We start from the raw sequence: 22,365 nt of genomic DNA, 5'->3' as shown, positions 1-22,365 counted from the left end.
GTTGACTCAGTGAGCGTGGGATTGCTGCGGGCTTTGCTCAGCCCTCTTCCCACGAGACGCTGCCCACGCCGGTGGACCAGGGATCGCAAGTGTTGCTCGACCAGCCCTGGTAGCCGGGGTTGAGCGTCACCCACTGCCCTTTGAGGTCAAACGCCCGCCCGCACACGATCGTGGCGCGGAAGGCCACGACCTGCGAAGTGTAGTTACTGCAATGAGCCGTTCCCGTACGCCCGCCATCCGTATAGGTGTCGCAGGTCAGAACGTTCTGCAGGCCGACGTCTTTGGTGGTCACCTTCTGTGGCGCGGCGTCGTCGGCGTGGGCGGTGGTGGCGCCCACCATCGGCACGGCGGCCAGGGCGAGCGATGTGGCGATTGCGCTGATGAGTTTCAACTTTCCCCCTCAATCTACCAGTTGGATCACTGAGCGTGGGATTGGTGCGGGCTTTGCTCAGCCCTCTTCCCACGAGACGCTGCCCACGCCGGTGGAGAAGGGATCGCACCTATTGCCCGACCAGAATTGATGGTCCTGCTTCCGCACGGGAATCGGCAAAGCCCTTCGATACCAGTCGAAAGGTCCAGGTGGCTTGGGCCAGAAGAAACTTCCGCCGTCCGGGATGAGGTTCGCGGTGTTTCCTGGTGCTGTGACCTTCGGTCACAAGCAGCGCGTTGCCATGAGAGCCGCGGACGAGTCGGGCGTGCGCCGGAGCGCGGAGTTTGCCGCTGGCAAACGGCCCTGCTCCCGTCTGACCAGCGCGCCGACTGTGCAGTGCGTTGCTGTGTAGGCGCGCGTGGGCATGGTGGAAATGGGCAGAACGTGGGGCGTCTTCGGCGGGAGGGCAGCTGACCAAGCCGTCCCTGCCATGCAGGGCCGGGGAATCGAGCCCTGCGGTGGTTTCGGCGAATGCTCAGGACGCCGAACGGCAAACGGCGGGCGCAGCCGTGCCCGAGGCAGTAGTTCGGCACAAGACGAGCCAAGGCCCGTTATCTGCAGCGCCCGCCTGGGGAAAGACGATCTGACATGCCGCACGACTTTGTGTTCCCTGACTCCTTCACCTCGCGACGCAATCCGCACGTACAGCGGGCCTACAGCCGTGAGCGGAACTGGTGCGCACGCTACCGACTGAGTGGGGAGCAGACTCGCGAAAAAGACCCGCCTTATCGAGCAGCTGACGACGGTGCTGTCCGGACCGCCGAAACCCGAAACCTCTGACGTGGCGGTGGCCGCGTTCGTTGATGTGTGGTGCAGTGAGCGCCGGGGGATGTCCCGGGCCTGGAAGCGGCGGGCCACGATGCACTGGGAGAGCTATTTCTGGGCGAATCTGGCTGAGGCCGTCGCCCGACGCCAGGGCGTCATGCCGGCCACCCTGGACGGCTATTTTCGAACACCTCCGTCAACGGCACGGGAGCTTCCTGCGGTGCGGACGCCAACCGCCTCACCGGGGCACCGCTGAAAGCGCGGGTACTGGGTGACGCAAGGGCGGCGCGGACACTAAAGGGCGCGAGCGGCGTGGACAGCTTCGAGCCGCCCGTCCGTACGGCGCAGCCCGAGGTGCGGCCGGTTGTGCGAGATGGTCGGCTGGGCCTGACTCTGCAAACTTGCGCGTAAGGGAGCCCAGTGTGGCAATTATCGCGATCTTCGACCAACCCGGCATGACCCAAGCCCAGTACGAGCAGGTCGCCGACAAGGTGAACAACGGCCGTGGCCTGGTCAAGAGCCCCGCGGACTGGCCCGTACCCGGCCTCATCTCGCACACCTCCGCCCGCACTCCCGATGGCTGGTACGTCGCCGACGTCTGGGAGTCCGAGGAGGCGTTCCGCCGGTTCAGTGAAGTCGTCCTGCCGCTTCTGCGGGAGGTCGGTGCTCCGGAGGTGGAGCCAAAGATCTACCCGGTCTTCAACCTGGTGACCGCGTAGCCGTCGGTCATCTGATACACGAGGGGCTGAGGCATGACCCACAGCCCCGGCTGAGGGGGTGCCACGGCACCCCCTCAGCCCTCGTCGCGAGGGAATGCTGCGACTCGACAGCAGGATCGCCACTGGCGCGATCCACGGAACTTAAGGTCAACGCATATCGTCGGTAGCCCTCACCCGATCAGTGGCCACGCTGAAAGTGCTCACTGTCCCCAGTGAGCGCCTCGGGTCCTCAGCCGCACGGCTCCAGCCCCGATCTTCAATAGCCGACAACACCGTCAGGCCACAGGTGCTGGGGCCATGTCGTCCAGCAGCCGCGGAGGGGGCCCTTGAGTCCACACCACCCGTAGTGTCGAGGCGGAGATCCGCCAGCCGTCGGCCGTCCTGACCAGTTCGGCGTCGGCATGGCCGGCCGAGATGAAGACGCTGCCCGAGCCGTCTGCCAGGACGTGGGTGCTCAGTTGGGCGCCACGGGTAGTGGCCCGGGACCCGTCGATGTCGATGATGGCGTTGGTGCCCAGATGCACGGTTCGGTCGAACAGAGCCATTCCTTGCCGGACGCGGGCCAGTAGGGCGTCGCGGCCGTGGACGGTGCCGATGGGCATCTCCGCGGTGACGTCTTCGGTGTGGAACGCGCGAGCCCATTCCTCGTCGAAAACCCCGTCGTCCAGGGAGCGCAGATAGCGGTCCAGCAGATCGGTGATCTCGGCGCGGTCGGTCAGGGCCTGCAACTGTCGCTGCATCTCTTCGGTGTCCATGGCTGCACACTTCTCCCTCAAGCGCACTTGAGGTCAACCTGTCTGCTCCGAGTCCAACCGAACGAGTTGTAGATGATCACGTGCTGTGGGACGCGGTGACAACAAACCACCAGTGGTCCGGGCTTGAGCCGCGCAAGTCCTAGCGGGGGAGGAAGCGGTCGACCAGGAGCGTGAGGCGGTCGGGAACCCGGTCGGCGGGCAGGCGTCCGGCGCGGGTGAGGGTGACCAGTCCGTGCAGCGCGGCCCAGAACGTCTCGACGAACAACCCCGGGTCATCCGGGTGCGCGTGGTCGACGAGTGGGTCCAGGAGGGCCTGGAACGCCTCGCGCAGCGGGGCGGGCGTGGCCTCGTCGGCGAAGGGGAGGCCGTTGTCGAGGCTGAACATGGCGTCATACAGGGCGGGATTGCGCGCGGCGAATTCGGTGTAGGCCCGGGCCAGTGCTGCCACCGCGTTCCGGCCGGCGGGCCCTTCCGGTGCTGCGGCGCGCAGCGCGGTCGTCAGCTCGGCGAAGCCCTCCAGTGCGACCGCTCCCACGATCTCGTTCTTGCCCCGGAAGTGGCTGTAGAGCACGGGCTGGCTGTACTCGATCTGCTCGGCGAGCCGGCGCGTGGTGACGGCGTCCCATCCGTGGGTCTCGGCGAGTTCGCGGGCAGCGGCGATGATCATGCTGTGGCGGTTGGCCCGCTCGCGTTCCTTGCGTTCACGTACCGACATGTCTCGATTCTAGCACCGCTAGACAATCAAGCAATGGCACGTCTAGCATCGCACTAGAATCTAGCGCCGCTAGATCAGGTTCTTGGGAGGGGACATGCAGGACACACTGGCCGTCGTCACGGTCGTCGTGGTCGGGATGATGGTGGGCGTGGAGTTCGCGGTGGCGGTGTTCGTCAACCCGATCCTCGACCGGCTCCCGAACGATGGCGGACTCGCCGCCCGCAGCGACGGGGCGCGCGTCCTCGGCCGAGTCATGCCGTTCTGGTACATCGGCTCGGTCGTCCTGGGCGCGGTGTGGGTCGCACTGGCGTGGGGCAGTGACGGCGCGTCGCTCGTCGCCGCGGGCACAGTGCTGCTCGTGCTGAGCGTGGTGATGTCGATCCTGTTGCTCGTGCCGATCAACTCGCGTGCCGCGACTTGGTCGCACGAGGGCGTGCCCGCGGACTGGAAGCAGCAGTTGGGGCGGTGGGACCGGTTTCACTATGTCCGTGTGGGCGTCATTGTGCTCGCGTTCGTGCTCTTCGCCGTCGCCCTGGTGTGAGTCTGTTGCGACAGCGGATCCCGGTCGTGAGTGATCACGCCGTTTGGTCCGTGGTGATCTGATGAACAGACGGTGGGCCCGGCTGGAGCAGTTGTTGCCGAAGGGTGTCAGGCCGGGCCGTCCACCGGTGTGGTCCACGCGGCGGCTGATGGAGGGCATACGGTGACCAAGGGCCTGATCGCCTGGGACCTGAACGTGGACTCCACCGTCTGCCGGGTCCCACCAGCATGCCGCCGGGGCGGCTGAAAAGGCGGACCTGCAAAGGATCTGCCCGGCGGCATCTTCAACGGAACCGGCCGACGACGGTCCAGGACTCTCCGGGGCGGACTGACCGGCAAAATTACGGGACTTGCGTGCGGTCCCGCACGATGATCTTGCCGGTGTTCCGGCCGCGCAGCATTCCCAGGAACGCGTCCACGATGCGCTCGAACCCGTCGACGACCGTCTCGTCCAGAGCGAGCCGGCCGCTCTGCAGATGCGGTACCGCGAACTCGTACAACTCCTCCTGCACATCACGGTAGTTGCTGACCAAGAAACCCTCCATGCGGATGCTCTTCTCCACGATGTCGGCGTAGTTGAAGCGTGGCGGCGCCGCGTCGGGAATGTTGTACTGGCTGATCGTGCCGATCCGGACGATGCGCCCGAACCCGCGCAACGCCCCGACCGCCGCGGCCAGTTGCTCGCCGCCGACGTTGTCGACGAACACGTCGATGCCGTCCGGCGCGACCTTGCCGAGCAGCTCGGCGGCGGGCCCCTCGTGGTAGTCGAAGACGGCGTCATAGCCGACCTCCCGCATGAGATGGCCGGCCTTCGCCGCCGAACCGGCACTGCCCACGAGTCGTCCGGCGCCGAGCAGCCGGGCGAACCGGCCGGTCGCCGTGCCCACCCCGCCCGCGGCCGCCGACACGAACAGGTCCTCGCCCTTCTTCAGCCGGGCGATCCGGGTCAGGCCCACATAGGCGGTCAGACCGGTGCCACCGAGGATGCTCAAGTACGCGGTCAGGGGCACCCCGTCGAAGCGGGGCAGCCGCCGGATCTCCTCGGGCGTGACCACCGAATGCGTGCGCCAGCCCTGCCGGTGGAACACGATCTCACCCTCGGCCAGCCCAGGCGTGCGCGAGGCGATGACCCGCCCGATGGCGCGCCCCTCCAGCGGTGCGCCGAGCGCGAAGCCGCCGGGCACGTCGTCCATCATCTCGCGGTGATACGGGTCGACGGACCAGTAGAGGTTCTCCACGAGCGCACTGCCGGCCGCCGGTTCGGGAAGCGCGGACTCGACGAAGGCGAAGTGCTCGGCGGTGGGAAACCCGTGGGGGCGGGCGGTCTGGTGCACGGTGAGTGCGGTCTCGTTCATGCCCGGACCGTAGGGCGGGAATGCGCCTGGTGGGCAGCCGGTTGGGCTCATGCGACACGCCCTTCCATGAGCAGTTCTCATACGTTGAGGTGACCGCCCCGTGGCCCGCACGACCGACTCCGATCTCGCCCCGCACGAACTGCGCGTGCTGGTGGCGGTCGCGGACACCTGCGGCTTCTCGGCCGCGGCCCAGACGCTCGGTCTGACCCAGTCGGCGGTCTCCCACTCGGTGCGCGGCAGCGAGCGCAAGATCGGTGCAGTGCTCTTCGAACGCGGCCGCACCGGTGCCCGCCCCACCCCTGCCGGAGAGAAGGCCGTCGCGCACGCCCGCCACATCCTGCGCCTGCTGGACGTCCTGACCACCGAGGCGCGCGGTGCGGCCCGGTCCGACGCGGCAAAGGGGCCGCTGCGGATTGCTGCCTTCCGCAGCGCGGCTCTGCACCTGCTGCCGCCCGTCCTCCAGCAGCTGCGCGCCCGGCATCCCGGAATCGAGCCGCGGGTGCGGATCGTCCGCGAGGTGGGGCGCGGCACCGCCGGCGAAGTGGCCGACGGGAAAGCCGACATCGCCATCGCCACGCTGGGCGGCTCCGTGCCGCTTCCACCGGGACTGGTCGCCAGCGGCCTCTTCGAGGAGCCGTATGCCCTGGTGCACGCGCCGGGTCACACCGCTCCGCGCTCACTGCCGCTGGTCGACTGGGCCGAGAACTGCGGCTCGTACACCCGCGACTGGTGGGCTGCACAGGACTGGATCCCGCAGGCCACCGTCGAGGCCGAGGACGACGGAGCGGTGCTCTCCCTGGTCAGCGCAGGCCACGGAATGGCGATCATGCCCGCGCTCTCCCTGACCGGAGCACCGAACTCGGTCCGTATCACCGATCTCGGCCCCCAGCGCCCGACACGCCAGGTCGGCCATGTCACCACCTCCGCACTGGCCAGATCCACCGTCGTGCGCGCCTTGGTGAGGGAACTGAGGGCGGCAGTCCCCCAGGGCGTGAGCCTTCTCGGCGGCGAGGCTTGATCAGCTGGTCCGCTGGGCACAACGTCACCAGCACAACGGGCAGACGACGCCGGCCTCTACGGAAATGGCGTCAGCCGCCTGATCAGCGCGATGAACAGCCCAACGCCCCGTCACAGCCCTGCTAGTGGCGCTTGGGGCGCAAGGTGCTGTCCGGGTGCAGTGTGCCGTCGTCGTCGAGGGCGTTCAGCACGGCGGGCAGGCCCTTGGTGAGCATCTTGGTGCGGACGGTGCCGAGGATTTTGGCCATGAAGAATCCTCCGGTGCCGGTGAAGCCGGTGTGGTGGTAGGTGAAACGTGTCCCGCCGCCGTGCGGTGCGAGTCGGTAGGCGACCTCCGTTACCTCGCCGCCGCCCTCGTCCTGCCAGGAGTAGCGCAGCAGCGAGGGCTCACGTGCCTCCAGCACCTCGCACAGCACGACGCCGCTCCACCCCGGCTTCGGCTTCGCGATGAACTTGAAGGTGGTGCCGGCCGTGGCCGTGAAGCCCTCCGGGCGTGCGCCGGCGCCAGTGGCCGTCCATAGCGGGATCAGCTCCGGATCGGTCACCGCGCGCCAGACCTTCTGCGGCGGGTGAGGGTAGTCGCGGACGATGCGGATGGTGCTCATGGCGGACTCCTCGGGCAGGGGCGTCAGACGCAGCACATACTTACAGTCAATGAAAACTTACAGCAACAGAAAATTTATAGCGACTGGACTACGCTGCACCCATGAGCATGCGCACTGTGGACTGGACGGCCCTGCGCCGTCGCGACGCGGAACCCGCCGCCGAGGGACTACGGGAGCGCAAGAAGCGGCTGTTGCGGCGGCAGCTGTCGGACACGGCCACCGAGATGTTCATGGAACGGGGCTTCGACGCCGTGCGGGTCTCCGAGATCGCCGAAGCCTGCGGGGTGTCGGAGAAGACCGTGTTCAACCACTTCCCCACCAAGGAGTCCCTCGTCCTGGACCTGGGCGAGGCCACGTTGGGCTCCCTGCGGACCACGCTGGCCGATCCGGATCTGTCGCCGGTCGAGGCTGTACTGAAGATCTTGTCCGGCGAGCTGGCGGCCATCACATCCTGGCTGACCGAACAGGACGACCTGAGCCAGGCAAAGAACATGCTGCTGCGCTTCGGCATGCTGATCAGATCCACTCCGTCCCTGCGGGCCTATCAGCGCGACATGGTCGATCAGCAGGTCGCCGTAGCCGCCGAAGTCCTGGCTCAGCGCAATGAGATGAGCCCGGACGACCCCGAACCACAGATCGCCGCAACCGCCCTCCTCGCCCTGTGGCCCATCCAGTTCCAGGCGCTACGCAAGCACCTGGACCGCGTCCAGGCCCCCGAGCAGCTGCACGACATGGTCAGCGCCGACGTCCGACGCGCAGCCCGACTCATCGACACGGGACTGACCTCGCTCGGCCCGGTCCGGCACAGCAAGTGAAACGGTCGGCAGGCCTCGGGCAACGCACGATGTGCCCCGGGCCCGCGGTGCGCCTCGTAACAACAACGGCCGTACCGCTCGTGCTCTGTCACCAACCGCTGTAGCCAGAACGCGCGGACAGTGCCCAGTGAAGTGCCCTGTGTCGCTGACGGCCGCGAGGCGGGCAGGGACAATCGGCCCGGTGAGTTCTTCTCCTCAAAAGTGGGCCCGTGCCGAACAGCTCGATGCCGCACGGATGGTGGACGCCCTTTATGCGCAGGCCGGTGTCCGCTTGAGTCTCGAGGGTGCCTGCTCGGGTGGACAGGTCGGTGCTGCCTACGTGCGCTGGACGGACGGTCACCGCTCCGTTCTGAAGTGGCGGCCGCATAGCCGGGCCGAAGAGATGGAGGCAGGGCCGCTTGCCGTGACCGAGGCGCTGCGGCTGGCGGGCTATCCGGCTCCGGCCACCGAGCTGGTGGCCCAGGTCGGCCATGCGGTGGTCATGGTGCAGGAGCTTCTGCCGGGCAGGAAGCTCGACCAGCTCGACCAGCGCAGCCTGGACCAAGTGCTGCAACTCAACCAGTTGCAGGCCGATCAGCTTTCCAATCGCCCTGAAATCCCCGCCGTGGACCTGCACTTGCGCGACGACGGTCCCGGCTACTGCCTGCACGGGCCGTTGCGTCAGCACAACCGCCGCAGTGCGGCGTTGGAACGGTGGATCGCTGCCGTCGGCGCCGACAGCCGGCCTCGGTTGTCCGGGGCGGACGCGGTGCACCTGGACTTCCATCCGGGCAACTTGCTGGCGAGCGGCGGGGCGATCACCGGAGTCGTGGACTGGGACGGAGCTGCCCGCGGGGACCGTCGATTCGACCTGGTCACCCTGCGCTTCGGCATCCACGGGCAGGAAACCGACCGAGGGGTGACAGAGCGGCTGGATGCCGTCCTCGATGCGCTGCCCGAGGACATCCTGCGGCCCACCTGGGCTCACATGAGCCTTCGCATGGTCGACTGGGCCATCAGGCACTTCACCCCGATCGACGTGGAGCACTGGCTGGACCTGGCCGAACAGCGCGTGAGCTGACGTCCAGGTCGAGGAGGTGACACAGCGCCGAGATACAGCCAACCGTCCGCGCCATGAGGCAGGTCACCAGCGAAGCCCCGGGGCACGGCGTCCGCTATGCCACGAGTGGCGGGACCGTCCACCACACCGGCCGGCCCATGGGTGCGCGGATGGGAAACCGCGGGGCCGGCAGACCGCTCTCGCGTGGGGGAGTGGCTACGACGGAGCAAACGGCGGTGGCCCGGGGTGAGCTCCCTAGCGGGTGGCGCTGGTGTCCCGCACCGCCTGAAGCTCCCGTTCGGCCACGGTCCGGAAGCTGTGGGGCGGGCGGCCGGTGAGGCGCTGGACGGTGTCGGTGGTCCGGTCCTCGGCTCCGCCGGCGATGGCGCGGTCCATGTCGGCCAGCATGGCGGCGAACTCCAGCGGCACGACTGCGGCCAGGCGGTCGCGCATCTGTGCGTACGTCAGGTTGCGGTGGACCACGGGGCGGCCGGTGACCTCCGTGACGATTGCGGCGATGTCGTCGTGGCTGAGCGCCTCCGGTCCGGTCAGGACGAGGTCGCTGTTGGGCGGGCGGTCGTCGGTCAGGGTTCGTACCGCGACGGCGGCGATGTCGTCGGCGTCGACGAATCCGACCCGGCCGCTCCCGGCCGCGGTCAGGATGGCGCCGTCTTCACGGATGCTGCGGGCGTGTGCATGCGTGCCGGTGAAGTTCTGCATGAACCAGGAGGGCCGCAGTACCGCCCACTGGTCGAACAGGCCGGGCAGGGCCTGATGGACCTCTCCCACCGCCGGGCCCCCTTCGGGGACGGCCGAGGAACTGAGGAGTACGGCGCGGTGCACACCCGCCGTGCAGGCCTGGCGGAGGAAGGGCAGCATGACCGCGGCCGGGTCCGGATCACCGACCGGCGGGACGAGGTAGACGCGTTCGGCTGAGGCGAGGGCATCGCCGAAGGTGGCGGGGTCGTACCAGTCGAACCGGACAGGTTGCGCGCCCGGGAGCCGGGCGGCCCTTCGGCTCGCGGCCCTGACGCGGTGGCCGGCGGCGATCAGCCCGGCGGCGGTGCGGCTACCGGTGGTGCCGGTGGCCCCGATGACCAAAGTGGTGCCGGTGGCCGAGGTGGTGTCGTTGACGGTCATCAGGCGTCGCTCCCGGCGAAGTCCAGGCCGGGCTCCTGGACGGCGAGGGGGTTCCAGTAGTCCCGGTAGGAGGTGAAGCGCCCGTCCTCGACGGACACGACGGCGATGTAGGTCATGTCGAAGTCGGCCCCTGTCTCGACCAGACGGCCCACGCCGCGCATCTCGACCACGATGGTCTCCGGGCTGGTGGTCCGGTGGATCCGCAGGTCGGGGAAGTCGTGCAGGTCGATGTGGTCGGGGTAGTCGCGCATATAGGCGGCGACGGCCTCGCGGCCCTCCAGTCGCTCGGGCCAACCCGGGGGCGCGAAGGGGAACTCCATCACGCCGTCCTCGGCCCACAGGCCGACCCAGGCGGCAATGTCCTTGTCGAGAAGCAGGCGCAGGCTGTGGCGGTACAGCTCGTCCGGCTCCCTCGGCTCCCGCGGCTCGCTCGGTGAAGTGTGCGTGGTCATGGGCATGGGGTCCTCCGTCCCGTACGATACGGACCTAGGGTCCGTTTTGAGGGATGATATGGACCGCGGGTCCGCTTTGCAAGGAGAGGCATCACGTGACCGAGCGCAGACCGCGCAAGGACGCAACTCGTAACCGGGCGGCCGTCTTCGCGGCCGCCGACGCGTTGTTCGCTCAGGGGCAGAGCCCCGAGAGCGTCACCATGGCCGACATCGCGGCCGCGGCAGGCGTCGGCAAGGCAACGCTCTTCCGCGCCTTCGGCGATCGCACCGGGCTGATCCGCGCGCTGTACGCGGCACGGCTCGAACCGATCAGGAATGCGGTCGAAGAGGGCCCGCCGCCCCTCGGGCCCGCCACCCCGCCGCCGGTGCGCGTGCCGGCCCTGCTCGACGCCCTCCTGTGCTTCAAACTCGACAACCGCCACCTCGCACTCGCCCTGGAACAGACCGGCGCGGACAGCCCCTACCGCACCGAACACTACGAGCGCTGGCACACCCTGCTCCGGGACCTGCTGGCGCAGATCCCGGGACTGACCGGCACCGACTTCGTCGGCTTCACCGCCCACGCACTGCTCGCCGCCACCCGGGCCGACCTCGTCGCCCACCTGGCCGGCAAGGAGGGCGCGTCCCGCGAGGAACTGCGGGAGCAGCTGGCGAAGTTCACCGCTTCGGTCCTCGGCATCCGTACGGGGCGGGGGGTGCCCTGAGGACGAGTCATACGGCGTGTTCGGCGCACAGGCACCCGACGCCCCGCTCGATCCACTCCTGGCCGGTCCACTCCGGATGCCGCTCGATCAGCAATGCCCGGACCTCGGCGACGATCGCGTCCTCACCCATCGCGGAATCCCGCCTGAGCCAGGTCTCGTCGCGCAGTTCGCGCAGGTAGTCGCGGACGTCGGCGAGCACCTGTGGGCCGCCCAGGTCGCCGTGACCCGGCACCACCACCCGGGGTGCGGTGGCGGCCAGCCGGTCCATCACCGTCAGCCAGCGCACACCGGAGACGTCCGTGTCGTACGGCGGGAACCACGGGAAGATGGCGAACTGCCCGGTCTCGGCCAGGTCGCCGGTGAACAGGACGCCCGCGTCCGGGACTTCGACCACCTGGTCGCCCTTCGTGTGGCCGCGGCCGGTGGGCCGCAGCCGCACGCTCCGGCCGCCGAGGTCCAAGTCGTATGCGCTGTCGTCGTCGTAGACCACGTCGGGGGTGGGCACCGGGACGCCGTCCAGGCGGCGGGCGATCGGCCCGCCGAAGCCGCGGAACATCTCCAGGTAGCCGGGCCCCTTCGTCTTCAGGTCGTCCGCCTGCGCGCGGTTGACCAGGTACGTGGCCCGGTCGGCGAAGACGTGTGCGCCGAAGGCGTGCTCGGGGTGGAAGTGGGTCGTGGTCAGGTACAACCGGCGGCCCTTCGCCACCTCGCAGGCGAGGGCGAGAACCTGCTCGGCGTTGGCGGTGCCGATGCCTGTCTCGACGACGAGTACGGCCTGCGTACCGCCGATGATGCCGATGTTGGGCACCAGTTGGACCCGGTGGTTCGGGATCACCAGCAGGTCGGGCGCGATCTCCTGCGCATGGGCAACCTGCACGGCGGGGTCGGGAAGCTGTTCGTCCGTCATGCTCCGATTCCACTGCCGCCGGACCTCGGCCGTCCAAGACCGACCAGGTGGGCTCGATACCGTACGGGTATCGTCGCCGGTCATGGAGCTACGCACGCTGCGCTATTTCGCCGCCGTCGCCGAGGAACTCCACTTCGGCCGTGCCGCCGCCCGGCTGCACATGAGCCAGCCACCGCTGAGCCGGGCCATCAAGCAGCTGGAGACCGACCTCGGAGCCGCCCTGCTGCACCGCTCCGCCGCAGGCGTCACGCTCACCCCCGCCGGGGCGGCCCTCCTCGACGAGGCGCGCACCCTGCTCGACCAGGCCGAGCGGATACGCGTACGCGTGGCTGCGGCGGCCGGCGCCGCGAGCCTCACCGTCGGCATCCTGGGCGACGGCACCGACCGGGGTGCCGCACGGCTGGCCGCCGCGTATCGCCGACGGCACCCCGGCCTCGAGGTCCGCATCCGCGAGACCGACCTGACCGATCCGACCTGCGGGCTGCGCGCCGGACTGGTCGACATCGCCCTGACCCGCGGGCCGTTCGACGAGACCGGCCTGACCGTGCGCGAGCTGCGCACCGACCCGGTGGGTGCGGTGCTGCGCGCCGACGACCCGCTGGCCCGCCGCGACCGCCTGGAGCTGGCCGACCTCGCCGACCGGCGCTGGTTCCGGTTCCCGGACGGCACCGACCCGGTCTGGCGGTCGTATTGGAGCGGCGGCGAGCCGCGCGAGGGTCCGGTGGTGCGCGCCGTCCAGGAATGCGTGCAGGCCGTGCTCTGGAACGGCACGGTCGGCATGGCCCCGCTCGGCCACGACCTGCCCCGGGGACTCGCCGTGGTGCCGCTGACCGACATGACGCCGAGCCGTGTGGTGGTGGCGTCGAAGGCGGGCGATGCCAACCCGTTGCTCCGGTCGTTCGTGCAGATCGCGACGGCCGCCTACCGCGACTGACTGTCTCCCTGTCCACTGTCGGCCCCAGGCTCCGCGCCGCCGGACGTACGGGCGAACTCGGCGGGCGTTCGGCCGTACTGGCTCTTGAAGGCCCGGATGAAATGGCTGCTGTCGGCGAACTGCCAGTGCGCGGCGAGTTCGGAGACGCTCGGGCGGCCCGCCGGCGCGAGGAGTTCGAGCCGGGCCCGTTCGAGCCTGCTGCGGCGGATGTACCCGGCGACGGTCTCCTCGGCTGCCGCGAACGCCCGGTGCAACGTCCGTACGGAGACGCTGAGTTCACGGGCCAGCGTCGACGGGGAGAGGTCCGGATCGGCGAGTCGGGTCTCGGCGAGGTCCTTCGCCGCCCGGACCAGTGCGTGGCCGAGGCGGGGCTGGGTGCCGTCGGCCCGCTGCCGCAGTACCCCCTTGACCAGTTCGATCAGGGCGTTGTGGGCCGCCCGCGCACCGGCCGGGGTGAGGTCCTGAACGGTCTCACCGACCAGGTTCACGTGGGCGAGCAACAGCCGCATTTCGGCCGAGGCCGCCGATCCGGTGATCAGCCGGTCCGGGGCCGGCGGTCCGAGTGCCTGCGCGGGCAGGATCAGCACCTTCGCCGTGGTGTGCTGTGCGACCTCGAACGTCGGCGGGCCGCTGCGCTGAAGCATGAACTGCCCCGCGGGTACGGTGAGTCGGCCGTCGCGCCGCCGGGTGAAACTCCAGGTGTGCCGCCGTACCACGTGCATGAGCACCTGGTCGTCGCGCTGGGGGGACAGGCCCTCGTTGGTCCCGATGAGCGACTCGCTGTGGACATCGGCGATCACCGAGTCGTGCGCCTTGACCGCGCGGGCACTGATCCGGAAGTCACCTGTGCTTCCCGGAGCGAACGCGGGTGCGGGATACGCCTCGCCGACCTGTGCTTCCCAGCTGTGCCGGAAGACGTCGAAGCCGTGCTCCGGGTTGCCCGACGCGGTGACGTCCACGGCGAACGTCCGCCCGGACCCCGGCCCGTTCGTCACCGTCAAGGCCGCCTCATTTCCGTCGTGGCGCTGATGTTCTGCCGGTGTGGCGCTGCCGTTCAAGCCTATGCGGTGCCGCTGTTCCTAGCGTGGGCGCAGCCGGACGCTCCCGCGCCGGCGTACCGTCTGAGAGGACCGAAGCAGTGAGTGATGTCGCCGATCGAGTCGTCGTGGTCACCGGAGGCGGGTCGGGCATCGGTGTCGCGGTCGCGCACCGGTTCGCGGCCGACGGTGCTGCCGTCGTGATCGTCGGGCGGACGCGGGAGAAGCTCGACAAGGCCGCCGCGGCGGCCCCTGACGGAGCGGCCGTCCTCGCGCGCACCGCCGACCTCACCGTGCCGGACGAGGTCGATGCACTGATCGCCTCCGTCGTCGCCGATCTGGGGCGCATCGATGTCCTGGTCAACAACGCGGGAGCACCGTCGTTCGGCACCGTCGAGACCGTCACCCCTGATCAGTGGCGAGCGACGATGGCGATCAACCTCGACGCCATGTACCACACGAGCCGGGCGTCGATACGGCATCTGCGCGCCACCCGTGGCTCCGTCATCAACGTCGGATCGTCAGGAGGTCTGGGCGGCGACTACGGCATGGTCGCCTACAACACCGCCAAGGGCGCCGTCGTCAACCTCACGCGCGCCATGGCGCTGGACCACGCCCCCGAAGTCCGCGTCAACGCCGTCCACCCCGGCTTCACGCTCCACACCGGGATCACCGCGGGCGCCACCCCCGACATGCCGGTCGTGCAGTCCTTCGCTGAGCGCATCCCCTTCGGCCGCGTCGCCGAACCCGAGGAGATCGCGGGAGTCGTCGCCTTCCTCGCCGGCCCCGACGCCCGCTACGTGACCGGCGCTCAGATACCGGTCGACGGCGGCCTCGGCGCCACGAACGGCCAGCCTCGCATCGAGATCTAGACACTCCGGAACGCGGGAACCTCGTATGGCCGGCTGGGCTCCTCCACCGGCCAAGCGTTTCCGCGTAAGATCACACAGCCCGTTCTCCGGTTGATGAGGAGCCCCAACAACCATGACTGACAAGCGTGTTGTGGTGGTCACCGGCGGAGGCACCGGCATCGGCGCCGCAACCACCCGGCTGCTTCGGGCAGGCGGGCACCACGTCGTCATCGGTGGACGTCGTCCCGAGCCGCTGCAGCAGGTCGCCGACGAAACCGGCGCTGTGCCGCACCCTGCTGATCTCACGGATGCCACTGCCGTACGTGAGCTGGTGGAGGCCACGGTCTCGCGCTACGGCAGGCTCGACGGACTCGTCCTCAACGCGGGCGTCGGGCGCAGTGGCGCGGTGGGAGATCTCTCGGACGAGACATGGGAGTTGGTGATGCGCACCAACCTGACGGGCCCCTTCCTGCTGCTGCGCGCCGCACTCCCGCACCTGCTGAAGACCCGCGGTTCGGTCGTTGCCGTCGCCTCCGTCGCGGCGCTGCGCAACGGGCTGGGCAACGCCGCGTACGCGACCTCCAAGGCCGCGCTGCTGCAGCTGTGCCGCTCCTTGGCCGTCGACTACGGCAGCCAGGGGCTGCGCGCCAACACCGTGTGCCCCAGCTGGGTGCGCACCGAGATGGCTGATGGTCGTATGGCTCGTTTCGCCGAGGAATCCGGCCTGGGCGGCGGCGTCGAGAGGGCCTACGAAGAGGCGACGAAGCTGGTGCCCGCAGGGCGCCCCGGCGACCCGTCCGAGGTCGCCGAGGCCATTGCCAGGTTGCTTTCGCCCGCCGCGTCGTTCGTCAACGGCGCGGTGCTCACGGTGGACGGCGGAGTATCGGCACTGGACGCGGGAACGCTGGCGTTCGACTTCAGCCTCGAGCGTCGCGACGGTGGTCACTGACCGGCAGAAGGCGGCTTCCTCAATCAGGCGTCTGTGAGCGCCCGTCGGGAGTGGAATCCTCCGGCAGCAGTGACCGCAGCGCCAGCTTCGTCAGTTCGGCCTCGAGGGTGTCCCCGTCCGGGACGACGGCCGCGCGGAAAGCGCGGCCGGCCAGCAGTGAGACGAGCCACCAGGCGGCCGTGTGCGGGTCGATGTCGTCGCGGACGTCGCCGGCCGACTGGCCACGGCGGAGCAGCTCGGCGAGCGTGTCGGCGAAGTGCTGGTGCACCTGGCGCAGGGCCTCGCCGAGCTCCGGGTCGTGGGCCAGCGCGGTGGCGTCCGCGAACAGGAAACCGTGCGCGCCGGGCTGATGGAAGTGATCCATATGGGCCGGATCCAGGAAGGCCGTGAGCACTTCGGGCACCGTGCGGCCGGTGTCGGCGGCGTGATGCAGGAGGGCGGAGACCGCGTCGGTGGCGTGATCGAGGGCCGCCCGGTACAGCGCGGACTTGGAGCCGAAGTTCTGGAAGACCACCGGCTCGGTGACCCCGACCTTCTTGGCGATGTCGGAGACCTTGCCGCGCTGGTAGCCGGTCTCGGAGAAGACCTCCGTGGCCGCAGCCAGGATCGACGCGCGCCGCTCGGCGGCGGGCAGGCGCGTACGCGTACGGGAGCGGGACTCGGTCACACAGGCCATCGTATGCCGCCCTTGCCGGATTTCTTAGTCGGGACTAAGTTGGAGCCAGTACTTAGTCCCGACTAAGTTATGGAGGAGGGTCATGCACCTCGGACACCTCATGCAGGGCGAGCCGCACGCAGACACGCCCGGCGTGACCATCGCAACCCCTCGCACCTACGAACTCTGCGGAGACCTCTGCTTCTTCGGTCGCCGGGGCCGCGCCTTCAGCCGCCTCGCCGAACTCAGCGGCGCCGAGCCGGGCGACCGCGTCCTGGACGTCGGCTGCGGCACCGGCTACCTGACCCGGCGCATGGCCGCCCGGATCGGCCCGGACGGTTCGGTGACCGGCGTGGACCCCTCGCCGCCGGTCCTCGACTACGCCCGGAGCAAGAGGCAGCGCCCCGGCAGCGCCCCCTGCACCTACCAGCAGGGCATCGCCGAATCCCTCGACGCGCCGGACGCCTCCTACGACACGGTCGTCACCAGCCTGATGCTGCACCACCTCCCGGAGGAACTGCGGCCCACGGCACTGCGCGAGATGCACCGCGTCCTACGGCCCGGCGGACGACTCCTGGTCGCCGAATTCCGGCCGCCCAGGGGCGGGATCGGCCGCCACCTGGTGCATGGCGCCGCCGGCCACGCCATGTCCCACAACCGGATCGACCTGCTGGACGGGCTCATCACGGACGCGGGCTTCGAGGTGGCCGGGCACGGCGACGTACGACCCTGGCTGTACTACGTACAGGCGATGAGGACGCACCCCCGGCCGCGAGCGTAGCGTCGTTGAACGGGCTCTGGCCTCAGCGAACGGAACGCAGGGGTAGGCGGCACGATCAGAGAGGAGAGTGCGTGAGCACTCAGCACAACGCTGCGGACGGATGGGCCGGCGGTCTCGGCGGAGCGGGGCGCGGTGCGTTGGAGGGTGTGCGCATCGCCGACTTCTCCCGGGTTCTCGCCGGGCCGTACGCCACCATGCTGCTCGCCGATCTCGGCGCGGACGTGGTGAAGGTGGAGCGGTTCGGTATCGGGGACGACACGCGGGCCTGGCACCCCCCGGTGGACCACGACGGCACCTCGACGTACTTCCTGAGCGTCAACCGGAACAAGAGGTCCGTCGTCCTGGACCTCACGACCGGGAGCGGTCTGGAGCAGGCCCGCGCCCTGGTCGCCGAGTGCGACGTCCTGGTGGAGAACTTCCGCCCCGGCACGATGGAACGGCTGGGGCTCGGCCATCGCGAACTCCGCGCCCGGCACCCGGAGTTGCTCTACTGCTCGATCAGCGGCTTCGGAGCCGGCGCGGGAGCGACGATCCCCGGTTACGACCTGCTCGTGCAGGCCGTGGGCGGCCTGATGAGCGTGACCGGGGACGCGGCCGGGGAGCCGATGAAGGCGGGCGTGGCGCTCGTCGACGTGATCACCGGCCTGCACGCCGCGCTCGGCATCCTCGCCGCACTGCGGCACCGGGACGCCACCGGGGAAGGGCAGCTCGTGGAGGTCAATCTGCTGGGCTCGCTGCTGTCGGCCATGGTCAACCAGGCGTCGGCGTTCGCCGTTGCCGGTGTGGTTCCGGGGCGCCTGGGCAACGCGCACCCGAGCATCGCCCCGTACGAGACCTTCCCGGCCGCCGACCGGCCCATCGCGATCGCGGTGGGCAACGACCGGCAGTTCGCGGCGCTCGCCGAGATCGTCGGCGATCCCGCTCTCGCCCTCGACGACCGCTTCCGCACCAATGCCGACCGGGTCGCCCACCGCGCCGAACTGCGGGACATCCTGACCGAACGGCTGGCCGCCGCCGGTGCGGACCACTGGTCGTCCGTCCTGCTGGCCGCGGGCGTGCCCGCCGGGCCGGTCAACACCCTTGACGAGGCCTTCGCCTTCGCGCACAAGCTCGGTCTTCCCGGCATCGTCGACATCCCTGCCCCACCCGCCGACGGAGCACAGGGCACGCCCTCCCGCCAGGTCGCGAACCCCATCACGCTGAGCGGGTCACCCGTGCAGTACCGCCTGCAGCCGCCGCGCCTGGGACAGCACACCGCGGAAATTCTCCACCCCACTGCCGACGAGGCGTCCGCGGCGGACGGATCGGTCACCTGACCGTTCCCGGCGCATGTACCCACGACCAGACCGCTCACCCAAGAAGACGCCGGCGAAGATCGTCGTAGTCGGCAAGATGTGGCCGCCTGCGGAAACGGGGGTGCGGCAGCCGGCCGGGCACCGGCTCCGTCACTCCCCTTGCTGGAGCGCCGACGTGGGCAGCGGCGATGCCGACTCGTGCGTCTGCCACGAATGGTCGGCGGGGGCGTAGCCGAGGTCGCGGCGTGCTGCGGAGATGTCGAACCAGTGGGCGCGGGTCAGTTCGGCCACGAGGAAGCGTGTCAGCAGCGGACGCTGTCGCCTGCGCGCCGCCTTCGCCGTGACTTCCAGAAGCGTGGCGGCCGCCCGTGCGGCGGAGGCGGGGACGCCCCGGACGTCCACGGTGCTGCCGTCGTGTGCCAGCAGGCCCCGGACGGTGCCGGCGAGGGTGCAGGGACGGCCCTGGGTGATGAAGTAACTGGCGCCGGCCAGTGGGGAGTCGGCCGCCAGTTTCGCCACGGCCAGCACGTGCGCCTCCGCGGCGTCGGCGACGTGGACGGTGTCCACGAGGTTGGATCCTGTTCCGGGCAGCAGCAGTTTCCCGCGTCGGACCGCGGCGCGCAGACCGGGCAGCAGATGCGGGTCGCCGTCGCCCCAGATCAGATGCGGGCGCAGTGAAACCGTGGCCAGACGGGGGCTGTTGGCAGCCAGGACCAACTGCTCCGCCCGGGCCTTGGACCAGGGATAGGGCGCAAGGAACCGCTTGGGACAGGGGGCCGACTCGTCCACGCCTTCCAGGTCCCGTCCGGCGAAGACCACGCTGGCGCTGGAGCAGTTGACCAGCCGGGTCACCCCATGGTGTCGGCAGGCGTCGAGGACGGCCGCGGTTCCCGCGATGTTGACGGACGCGAAGTCGCGTCGCGGCCCCCATACGTCGGCCAGTGCGGCCGTGTGCACGACGGCGTCACACCCGCGTACGGCGGCCGCGACCGCCGCGGCATCGCGGATGTCGCCGAACACGGCCTCAGTTCCGTCGGGCGGGGGTGCCCGGCGGCCGCGTTGCAGGGAACGTACCTGGTGACCGCGGGCCGTGAGACGCCGGCAGATCTCCGCGCCGAGGAATCCGCTGCCGCCGGTGACGAGGATCTTCATGCGGGTTCCTCCGCGAGACGGCGCCGCGCCCACTGGCCGAGTGCGCCTCGTTCGATCTTCGAGTTGTGCCGGACGTCGACGGGGAACCCGGGGTGGAAGACGATCGCGCGGACCTGGGCACCGCTGTCCAGGGCGGCGAGGGTGCGGCGCAGGTCGGCGACGATCCGGCTGCGCTCGGCGCCGCGGCGCGGGCCGTCGGTTTCCACGCACAGTGCGGGCAGGGCCTGTTGGTTGCTGCCGGCGTCGACCAGTGCGGTGCGTCGGACTCCGTCGACCGCGTTGCAGGCCGGCTCGATGCATTCGGTGTACAGGGGGCCGTCCGGGCCGGGGACGGTGTGCGCCTTGCGCCCGCAGTACCAGAGGTTGCCTTCCTCGTCTCTGCGGCCGAGATCGCCCGTGCGGTGCCACACGGACGGCCCGTCGGGGATCTTCGCCTGGGTGTCGGCGTGCGGGCGGCCGTAGTAGGTGCGGCTGACCAGGGGGCCGCACACCGCGATCTCGCCGATGCCGTGGGCGGGCAGCGGCTCGATCTCCGACCAGTGCGCGATCGGTCCGGCGTCGGGCGGGATGATGTCCACGGACACGGCCGGCAGAGTCCGGCCCACGCATCGGCCGGCGCCTCGTTCGCAGGCGGCGCGCGCCGAGCGCAGGTCGTGGCCGTCGATCGCACTCACCGGAAGGCTCTCGGTGGCGCCGTACACGCTGCGGATCACCGCCTGCTCCGGCAGGGCGGCGGTGAGGCGGTCCAGGAGGTCGTACTCCAGCGGGGCGCCGAAGGTGGCGACCGCCCGCACCGCGGCCAGGGCCCCTTCTCTGCGGCCGTCTGCGGCGAGCACGTTCATCAGGGCCGGAGAGCCCAGCAGGCAGCTCGCGCCGGTCCGCGTCACTGCTTCCAGCAGGTCGGCACGGCGGGCGCGGCCCGGCCTGCGGAAGTCCATCCGGGGGATGACGACGGTGACGCCCAGGGCCGGGCCGCCCAGGGCGAAGGGCAGGAACCCGACGAGCAGCACGGTTCCCGGCCGCGCCCCCAGCACGTCTCCGGTGGCGGCGCATTGGCGCACGAGCTGTTCGTTGGTGTAGACGGCGCCCTTCGGTGTGCCCGTGGAGCCCGAGGTGTAGGCGATCAGCGCCGTGCTGTCGCCCGTGGCATCCAGCCGGACGCGCGGTGCCGTGCGAGCGAGCGCGGCGATGGACGGCCAGGGGCCGGGGCCACGGCCGGTGGAGACCAGCGTGCGCATGGTGGGCGGTGCCCAGCCGCGCAGCGCTCGTGCCACCTGTGCCAGCGGTTCTCCCACGAATGCGTGAGGGGCGGCCTCCTGCAGACAGCGGCGCAGCGCATCACGGGGCAGGCCGGGGTCGATCAGCACGGCGCAGGCTCCGAGCGCGGACAACGCGTACACCGTGGCGAGCAGGTCCGCCGGGCGGCGGGTCATCACCACCGCACGCGTGCCCGGGCCGATGCCCGCAGCGGCCAACGCGTCGGCGGTGCGCAGGCATCGGGCATACAGGCCGGCATACGTGATCCGTTCCCGGCGCCCGCCGCAGAAGGTGTCGAGTGCGACCGCGGTGGGCCGGAACCGCTGCCAGTGCGAGAGCCGTCCCAGCAACCCGACCTGGGTCACGGGCACGGCAGTGGGGGAGGTGAACACGGCTCAGCTCTGCCTTTCCGTGTGGCGGCCGAGGAAATCCCGTACACGGGCGTTGACTTCCTCGCGGGCGTCCTCCTGGACGAGGTGGCCGGCGCGTGGAAACAGCCGCACCTCGGCGGAGGGAAAGCGGCGTTGCCACTCGGCGAGGAAACGGTGGTCGAAGACCGGGTCCCGGCCGCCCCAGCACACCAGCATGGGCAGTGACGTCAGCTCCGGTGCCTCGAGGGGGCCCACGTCGATCAGCGGCCACGCCGGGTCGGCGGAGGTCACGGGAATGTCCTGGACGAACCGCAGCACCGCCAGCCGCCGGTGTGCGCCGCGATAGGGGGCCAGGTAGGCGCGGCGCACCGGCGCGGGCAGCGGGGACGTCACGCCGAGACGGGACGCGGCCACGGCGAAGGCGTTGGTGCGGTGCACGAACCAGGCAGGCGGGCGGCCCCCACTGCGGATCAGGCGCAGGAACCACGGCAGGCGGTAGCCGGACGGCATCGTGAAGGCGGCGGAGTTGAGCATGACGATGCGGGAGAACCATTCGGGCCGGCGGCGTGCAAGGGTCATGCCGATGATTCCGCCCCAGTCGTGCCCGATCAGAGTCCAGCCCCGGGCCGGCAGGCCACGCTCGGCCTCCAGGTACCGCACCAGACGCTCCAGATCCGCCAGGCGACGGGAGGCGGTGTAGGCGTAGCCGGACTCACTCGGGCGCTCGGACAGCCCCATCCCGATGTGGTCGGGGACGATGCACCGGTAGTCGGAGCGCAAGTCCCGCACCAGGTGCCGCCACATGTAGCTCCAGGTCGGGTTGCCGTGCAGCATGAGCAGCGGCGCGCCCGTGCCCTCGTCGAGATAGTGCTGGCGCACACCGCCGTTCGCGAACCAGTTCGGGGCGAAGTCATAATCGGGACAACGGAGTTCGGCCTCGGTCAGCGACATCGGAGCATTGTCGGCCCCGCACGAACCTTCCGGTGCTGCGCGTAACTCCCAGGCATGAAGCCTCCGTTCATGATCACTCCACTGGCGGTATCCGGGCCGGCATCCGTTTGCCGTGCGGAGCTTGTTCTCACTTCACTTGCCCGGGTCGCCGCCGGCGGCACTCGACGACGACTG

General features: G+C 70.1%; 25 protein-coding genes. 12 read left to right on the top strand and 13 right to left on the bottom strand.

The annotated features are described in order from the left end of the window. Nucleotides 1-37: 37 nt before the first annotated feature. Entirely contained in the window at nt 38-391 is a 354-nt protein-coding gene (locus ACFY10_RS44645; RefSeq protein ID WP_390671099.1) for a hypothetical protein, read from the bottom strand. A 733-nt stretch (nt 392-1,124) separates the two neighbouring features. Between ACFY10_RS44645 and ACFY10_RS44640 the strand changes: the two genes are divergently transcribed. Together ACFY10_RS44640 and ACFY10_RS44635 are read left to right on the top strand one after the other, a co-directional pair. Continuing rightward, nucleotides 1,125-1,451, top strand: a complete 327-nt coding sequence (locus ACFY10_RS44640) for a terpene synthase family protein (protein WP_390671098.1) — start codon at nt 1,125-1,127, stop codon at nt 1,449-1,451. A gap of 199 nt (nt 1,452-1,650) precedes the next feature. Next, entirely contained in the window at nt 1,651-1,914 is a 264-nt protein-coding gene (locus tag ACFY10_RS44635) for a hypothetical protein (protein WP_390671097.1), read from the top strand. Between the two features lie 275 nt (nt 1,915-2,189). Here ACFY10_RS44635 and ACFY10_RS44630 read toward each other — a convergent pair whose 3' ends face one another. After that, entirely contained in the window at nt 2,190-2,669 is a 480-nt protein-coding gene (locus ACFY10_RS44630; protein ID WP_390671096.1) for a nuclear transport factor 2 family protein, read from the bottom strand. 139 nt (nt 2,670-2,808) lie between these two features. Continuing rightward, nucleotides 2,809-3,384: a TetR/AcrR family transcriptional regulator gene (locus tag ACFY10_RS44625; RefSeq protein WP_390671095.1), complete on the bottom strand. Its 576-nt coding sequence runs from the start codon at nt 3,382-3,384 to the stop codon at nt 2,809-2,811. Nucleotides 3,385-3,478: 94 nt separating this feature from the next. Here ACFY10_RS44625 and ACFY10_RS44620 point away from each other — a divergent pair, with 94 nt between their 5' ends. Next, the gene (locus ACFY10_RS44620; RefSeq protein ID WP_390671094.1) at nt 3,479-3,925 is read left to right on the top strand and encodes an anthrone oxygenase family protein; all 447 of its coding nucleotides are present in this window, start codon (nt 3,479-3,481) and stop codon (nt 3,923-3,925) included. Nucleotides 3,926-4,265: 340 nt separating this feature from the next. Here the strand turns inward: ACFY10_RS44620 and ACFY10_RS44615 are convergent, their stop codons facing one another. After that, the gene (locus ACFY10_RS44615) at nt 4,266-5,279 is read right to left on the bottom strand and encodes an NADP-dependent oxidoreductase (protein WP_390671093.1); all 1,014 of its coding nucleotides are present in this window, start codon (nt 5,277-5,279) and stop codon (nt 4,266-4,268) included. A 100-nt stretch (nt 5,280-5,379) separates the two neighbouring features. On the opposite strand from ACFY10_RS44615, the gene ACFY10_RS44610 reads away from it, so the two are divergent. Next, entirely contained in the window at nt 5,380-6,297 is a 918-nt protein-coding gene (locus tag ACFY10_RS44610; RefSeq protein WP_390671092.1) for a LysR family transcriptional regulator, read from the top strand. A gap of 121 nt (nt 6,298-6,418) precedes the next feature. On the opposite strand, the gene ACFY10_RS44605 is transcribed toward ACFY10_RS44610, so the two are convergent. Next, complete coding sequence (locus tag ACFY10_RS44605) at nt 6,419-6,901, bottom strand: SRPBCC domain-containing protein (RefSeq protein WP_390671091.1); 483 nt, start codon at nt 6,899-6,901, stop codon at nt 6,419-6,421. A 101-nt stretch (nt 6,902-7,002) separates the two neighbouring features. On the opposite strand from ACFY10_RS44605, the gene ACFY10_RS44600 reads away from it, so the two are divergent. Both ACFY10_RS44600 and ACFY10_RS44595 read left to right on the top strand, forming a co-directional pair. Beyond that, a complete protein-coding gene (locus ACFY10_RS44600) occupies nt 7,003-7,716 on the top strand; it encodes a TetR/AcrR family transcriptional regulator (protein ID WP_390671090.1) in 714 nt (237 codons plus the stop codon). Nucleotides 7,717-7,897: 181 nt separating this feature from the next. After that, nucleotides 7,898-8,776, top strand: a complete 879-nt coding sequence (locus tag ACFY10_RS44595; RefSeq protein WP_390671089.1) for a phosphotransferase — start codon at nt 7,898-7,900, stop codon at nt 8,774-8,776. Between the two features lie 234 nt (nt 8,777-9,010). Here the strand turns inward: ACFY10_RS44595 and ACFY10_RS44590 are convergent, their stop codons facing one another. Then, on the bottom strand, nt 9,011-9,895 hold the full coding sequence (locus ACFY10_RS44590; protein WP_390671088.1) for an NmrA family NAD(P)-binding protein: 885 nt from the start codon (nt 9,893-9,895) through the stop codon (nt 9,011-9,013). Continuing rightward, a complete protein-coding gene (locus ACFY10_RS44585) occupies nt 9,895-10,347 on the bottom strand; it encodes a nuclear transport factor 2 family protein (protein WP_390671087.1) in 453 nt (150 codons plus the stop codon). The genes ACFY10_RS44590 and ACFY10_RS44585 overlap by 1 nt, the downstream gene beginning before the upstream one ends. A gap of 95 nt (nt 10,348-10,442) precedes the next feature. Between ACFY10_RS44585 and ACFY10_RS44580 the strand changes: the two genes are divergently transcribed. Next, nucleotides 10,443-11,051 carry a TetR/AcrR family transcriptional regulator gene (locus ACFY10_RS44580; RefSeq protein WP_390671086.1) on the top strand — a complete coding sequence of 203 codons (609 nt, stop codon included), beginning with the start codon at nt 10,443-10,445 and terminating at the stop codon, nt 11,049-11,051. 7 nt (nt 11,052-11,058) lie between these two features. Here the strand turns inward: ACFY10_RS44580 and ACFY10_RS44575 are convergent, their stop codons facing one another. Continuing rightward, on the bottom strand, nt 11,059-11,958 hold the full coding sequence (locus tag ACFY10_RS44575) for an MBL fold metallo-hydrolase (RefSeq protein ID WP_390671085.1): 900 nt from the start codon (nt 11,956-11,958) through the stop codon (nt 11,059-11,061). 82 nt (nt 11,959-12,040) lie between these two features. Here ACFY10_RS44575 and ACFY10_RS44570 point away from each other — a divergent pair, with 82 nt between their 5' ends. Continuing rightward, nucleotides 12,041-12,892, top strand: a complete 852-nt coding sequence (locus tag ACFY10_RS44570; RefSeq protein WP_390671084.1) for a LysR family transcriptional regulator — start codon at nt 12,041-12,043, stop codon at nt 12,890-12,892. Here ACFY10_RS44570 and ACFY10_RS44565 read toward each other — a convergent pair. Further along, nucleotides 12,880-13,887, bottom strand: a complete 1,008-nt coding sequence (locus ACFY10_RS44565; protein ID WP_390671167.1) for a helix-turn-helix domain-containing protein — start codon at nt 13,885-13,887, stop codon at nt 12,880-12,882. The genes ACFY10_RS44570 and ACFY10_RS44565 overlap by 13 nt on opposite strands. Before the next feature lie 143 nt (nt 13,888-14,030). On the opposite strand from ACFY10_RS44565, the gene ACFY10_RS44560 reads away from it, so the two are divergent. Together ACFY10_RS44560 and ACFY10_RS44555 are read left to right on the top strand one after the other, a co-directional pair. Further along, nucleotides 14,031-14,801: an SDR family NAD(P)-dependent oxidoreductase gene (locus ACFY10_RS44560; protein ID WP_390671083.1), complete on the top strand. Its 771-nt coding sequence runs from the start codon at nt 14,031-14,033 to the stop codon at nt 14,799-14,801. Nucleotides 14,802-14,913: 112 nt separating this feature from the next. Next, nucleotides 14,914-15,729 carry an SDR family NAD(P)-dependent oxidoreductase gene (locus tag ACFY10_RS44555; RefSeq protein WP_390671082.1) on the top strand — a complete coding sequence of 272 codons (816 nt, stop codon included), beginning with the start codon at nt 14,914-14,916 and terminating at the stop codon, nt 15,727-15,729. A gap of 19 nt (nt 15,730-15,748) precedes the next feature. On the opposite strand, the gene ACFY10_RS44550 is transcribed toward ACFY10_RS44555, so the two are convergent. Next, nucleotides 15,749-16,396, bottom strand: a complete 648-nt coding sequence (locus ACFY10_RS44550; protein ID WP_390671081.1) for a TetR/AcrR family transcriptional regulator — start codon at nt 16,394-16,396, stop codon at nt 15,749-15,751. Nucleotides 16,397-16,487: 91 nt separating this feature from the next. Between ACFY10_RS44550 and ACFY10_RS44545 the strand changes: the two genes are divergently transcribed. Then, entirely contained in the window at nt 16,488-17,165 is a 678-nt protein-coding gene (locus ACFY10_RS44545) for a class I SAM-dependent methyltransferase (RefSeq protein WP_390671080.1), read from the top strand. A gap of 71 nt (nt 17,166-17,236) precedes the next feature. Continuing rightward, nucleotides 17,237-18,481 carry a CaiB/BaiF CoA transferase family protein gene (locus ACFY10_RS44540; protein WP_390671079.1) on the top strand — a complete coding sequence of 415 codons (1,245 nt, stop codon included), beginning with the start codon at nt 17,237-17,239 and terminating at the stop codon, nt 18,479-18,481. Between the two features lie 129 nt (nt 18,482-18,610). On the opposite strand, the gene ACFY10_RS44535 is transcribed toward ACFY10_RS44540, so the two are convergent. From ACFY10_RS44535 to ACFY10_RS44525, 3 genes are read right to left on the bottom strand one after another with little or no spacing between them, the layout of a single operon-like run. Then, nucleotides 18,611-19,612, bottom strand: coding sequence for an NAD-dependent epimerase/dehydratase family protein (locus ACFY10_RS44535; protein WP_390671078.1), 1,002 nt, complete (start codon nt 19,610-19,612; stop codon nt 18,611-18,613). After that, nucleotides 19,609-21,261 carry a fatty acid CoA ligase family protein gene (locus ACFY10_RS44530; RefSeq protein ID WP_390671077.1) on the bottom strand — a complete coding sequence of 551 codons (1,653 nt, stop codon included), beginning with the start codon at nt 21,259-21,261 and terminating at the stop codon, nt 19,609-19,611. Before ACFY10_RS44530 ends, ACFY10_RS44535 begins: the two co-directional genes overlap by 4 nt. 3 nt (nt 21,262-21,264) lie before the next feature. After that, nucleotides 21,265-22,191: an alpha/beta fold hydrolase gene (locus ACFY10_RS44525; RefSeq protein ID WP_390671076.1), complete on the bottom strand. Its 927-nt coding sequence runs from the start codon at nt 22,189-22,191 to the stop codon at nt 21,265-21,267. Nucleotides 22,192-22,365 lie beyond the last annotated feature (174 nt).

The organism is Streptomyces sp. NPDC001401, from assembly GCF_042895385.1.
In the GTDB taxonomy this organism is placed as follows: domain Bacteria; phylum Actinomycetota; class Actinomycetes; order Streptomycetales; family Streptomycetaceae; genus Streptomyces.
This window is presented reverse-complemented; position numbering and strand designations above follow the sequence as displayed.